Source organism: Pseudomonas sp. RtIB026, from assembly GCF_016861355.2.
In the GTDB taxonomy this organism is placed as follows: Bacteria; Pseudomonadota; Gammaproteobacteria; order Pseudomonadales; family Pseudomonadaceae; genus Aquipseudomonas; species Aquipseudomonas peradeniyensis.
The window spans coordinates 3,134,408-3,137,735 of record NZ_AP023348.2 but is presented as its reverse complement, the minus strand read 5'-3'; the positions used below and the strand labels follow the sequence as shown (position 1 = coordinate 3,137,735).

The following is a 3,328-nucleotide window of genomic DNA, read 5'->3' as shown; positions in this document are numbered from 1 at the left end:
TGGTAAGCATCCTGCTTTAGCCAGTCGGAAATGCTCGGAACGCTAATGGATCGAGGTGGGGTGGGCTGACATGGGAAGGGGGGACAATGGCAGGAGCAGTCGGGTGTTCGACAGGCGCTGCAAAACCATCGCCAAACACCCAACAGCCACCCCGCGAGCCCCCATCATTGCAATTGCCCCCCGCCTGCCCCAAGCTCTGCGGTATCGCCACCCCGGACCGCCAGATGCAACGACGCCACCTGATCCTGATCGCCCTGCTGCTTGTACTGGTACTGCCCATCGCGATCGGCTACCTGTGGCGTGACCAGCAGCCCGCGGCGCCCAGCCTGCCGCCGCACAGCTACGCCAAGGCCCTGCGCCAGGCCCACGACGGCCTGCCGGGCGCCGCCCGGGTGCTCTACCAGCAGCTGCAACGCGACGACCTGCCAGCGATCCGCCGCGCCGCGCTGTACGCCGAACTGCCCCATTATCCGTCGCCACAGGCACTGAAGCTGGCCCAGCAAGACCTGGAGCACGCCGACCCACTGGTCCGCCGCGCCGCCATCGCCAGCATCCGCCGCCTGCTGCCGGCCGCCCAGCGCAGCCTGGTGCTGGGTCCGCTGCTGGAAGATGACGAGCAAAGCGTGCGTTTCGCTGCGGTAGACGCGCTGCTGGGCCTCGACCCCGACGCCATCGGCCTGTACTTTGGCCCCTTGCAGGATGCCCTGGAACAATACGAGCAGACCCTGGAGCAACAGCCTGACGACGCCGCGGCCCAGGTGCACCTGGCCCGCCTGTACATGCATGAGCAAGCCTACGACGCGGCCACCAGGGCCCTGCAACGCAGCCTGGCGGTGGCGCCCGAGGGGCTGGACGCCCTGGCCACCCAGGTGCGCCTGCTGGAACAGCAAGGCCGCCACGACGCCTCCCGTGAAGTGCTGGCCAAGGCCTTGGCGCTGCGCCCCGACTCGGCGTTCCTGCAATACGAACTGGGGCGCTGGCTGACCCGCCACGAGCAACAGGAATACGCCCTGCTGGCCCTGGCACGCGCGGTCGAACTGGAACCGGAAAACAACGAATACCGCTATACCCTGGCCGTCACCCTGCACCAGCTGGAACAGGTGGATGCCGCGCAGAAGCAGCTGGAAACCGTGCTCAACCGCCAGCCCGCCAACCGCCGGGCGCGGGTGTTGCTGATCGAGTACTGGAAGGAAACAGGCCAACTGCAGAATGTCCAGGTCCTGCTGGCCGAACTGGAACGGCAGAACCCGGACGACCCCTACTTGCAGCAGGGGCTCTGAGCCCCTCTATCAGGCCTGCAACATGCGCTGAATCTGCACGACCAGCGTCTGCAACGAGAACGGCTTGAACATCAACGCCGTGCCCGGCTCGTCAAGCAACGCCTGTTCGACCGGGTCGCTGGTGAAGCCGGTAATGAACAGGATCTTCTGCTCCGGCTTCATCATCCGCAGCGCCTTGGCCACCTGGCGCCCACTGAAGCCTCCCGGCAAGCCGATATCGGTGATCACCAGGTCGAACGGGCCGCGATGCCGGAACTCGCCCAGTGCGCCATTGGCATCGGCCACATCGCACACCTCGAAGCCGCATTCGACCAACGCCTCTTTCATCAGGCCGCGCAAGTTGACTTCGTCATCGACCAACAGCAGCCGCTCGCCCCGGGCCTGAACCGGCAGCGCTTGCGGGGCGATGCTCTCGGGCATCACACCCGAATGGCGCGGGAACATCAGCACCACCCGCGTCCCTTGATCCAAGGTCGATTCGATCCACGCCTGCCCCCCCGACTGGCGCACAAAACCATGCACCATGGGCAGCCCCAGGCCCGCCCCCTGCCCCAACGGCTTGGTGGTGAAGAACGGCTCGAAGGCCCTCGCCACATCCTCCCGGGACATGCCGTGGCCATCGTCCTCGATCTGCAACGTGACGTAGTCGCCCGCCGGCAAACTGGCCGGCCCCTCGCAACCCGACGCCAAGCGCTCGTTGGAGGTGCTGATCGTCAGGGTGCCCTTGCCAAGACAGGCATCCCGGGCATTGCTGCAAAGATGCAGGAGGGCGTTGCGCAATTGATCGGAGTCGACCTGCAACAGCCAGGGCGCAACATCCAGCTGCCAATCCAGGTGCATTTCGGCGCCGAGGGTCTGGCGCAACAAAGGCTCCATCTCCCGCAGCAGGTGATTGATGTTCAGTGGATAGGGCGACAGTGGCTGGCTACGGGCGAAGGCCAGCAGGTTCTGGGTCAGGCCAATGGCGCGCTGGGCACATTCCCGGGCCATCTGCACATACTCCTCGACACGCTCCATCCGCCCTTGGGCCAGGCGCCGTTCGAGCAGTTCGAGGCTACTGCCGACACCGGACAGCACGTTGTTCATTTCATGCGCCAGGCCACCCGCCACCTTCACCACGGTTTCCATACGCTGGCCGTCCCGCACCGCCGCCTCGGCCAGGCGTTGGACCGCCTGGCGGTCCGCGGTGAGGTCCCGTCCCACCAGCGCGGGCAATGCCGGATCGGCAACCCCGGTCCAGCGGAACCAGCAATAGTGCCCTTCGTTGTGCCTGACCCGAGCATCGAATGCCGTCATGCCCTGTCCCTGCAGCAGCAACTTCAATGCAAGCTGGGCTTCGGTGCGATCGGCAGGGTGAAACAGTTCAGGCAACGTCACCTGCAGATGCGACGCCTCGCCCCAGCCCAGCAAGCGATGCCAGGTCGGATTCGACGAGCGCACGTGCAGGTTGGCATCGAGCATCAGCATCACGTCGGGCGACAGCTGCCAGGTATGTTGCGGATCGCTCAGGTACTGCTCCAGGCGCGCCTCGAAGGACAGCGCCAGCTCACGCCACTCACGCCCGGTCTCGATACTGGCGGTGGTCTCGATCAGGGCATGCAGGAAGCCGGCAACCTCACCCTGGTCATTTCGGATAGGTGAATAGCAACCCGTTACCCAGGCCGTCGCCGCAAAGCCCTCTCGCTTGACAGGCAACGGCGCGTCCTCGATCAAGCTGCCCTGCCCCTCCAGCACCTTGAACACCGCCGCGCCCATGCCCTCCCAGTTCTGCGCCCAGAGTGCATCGAAGGACCGCCCCTGATGGCCACCCTCACCGCCCAGCAGGGCCTGGTAGGGTTCGTTGTGAATCACGGTCAGCGCCGGGCCCCAGACCAGCGCACAGGGAAACGGAGACAGCAACACCATGTCGGCGGCGATACGCAGGGCGGGCGGCCAGGACGTCAGCGGCCCCAGCGGGGTCGTGAACCAGTCGAAGTCGGCGATGGGTTTGCCCATGGCGGCCAGCGGGGAGGAAGGCGGCGCCAGGTGAATGACCTGGATCTCGCCCT

2 protein-coding genes are annotated in these 3,328 nt (G+C 65.9%); one reads left to right on the top strand and one right to left on the bottom strand.

Translation table 11 applies throughout. The features are described 5' to 3' along the window. Positions 1–224: 224 nt before the first annotated feature. Positions 225–1,280, top strand: a complete 1,056-nt coding sequence (locus tag PRtIB026_RS14105; protein ID WP_203647003.1) for a tetratricopeptide repeat protein — start codon at positions 225–227, stop codon at positions 1,278–1,280. 9 nt (positions 1,281–1,289) lie between these two features. Here PRtIB026_RS14105 and PRtIB026_RS14100 read toward each other — a convergent pair whose 3' ends face one another. Continuing rightward, entirely contained in the window at positions 1,290–3,275 is a 1,986-nt protein-coding gene (locus PRtIB026_RS14100) for an ATP-binding protein (protein WP_203652665.1), read from the bottom strand. Positions 3,276–3,328: the final 53 nt, after the last annotated feature.

Bases quoted from the DNA above. Each gene is read 5' to 3' on its own strand.
- PRtIB026_RS14100 (WP_203652665.1), bottom strand. From the start codon at position 3,275: ATGGGCAAACCCATCGCCGACTTCGACTGGTTCACGACCCCGCTGGGG.
- PRtIB026_RS14105 (WP_203647003.1), top strand. From the start codon at position 225: ATGCAACGACGCCACCTGATCCTGATCGCCCTGCTGCTTGTACTGGTA.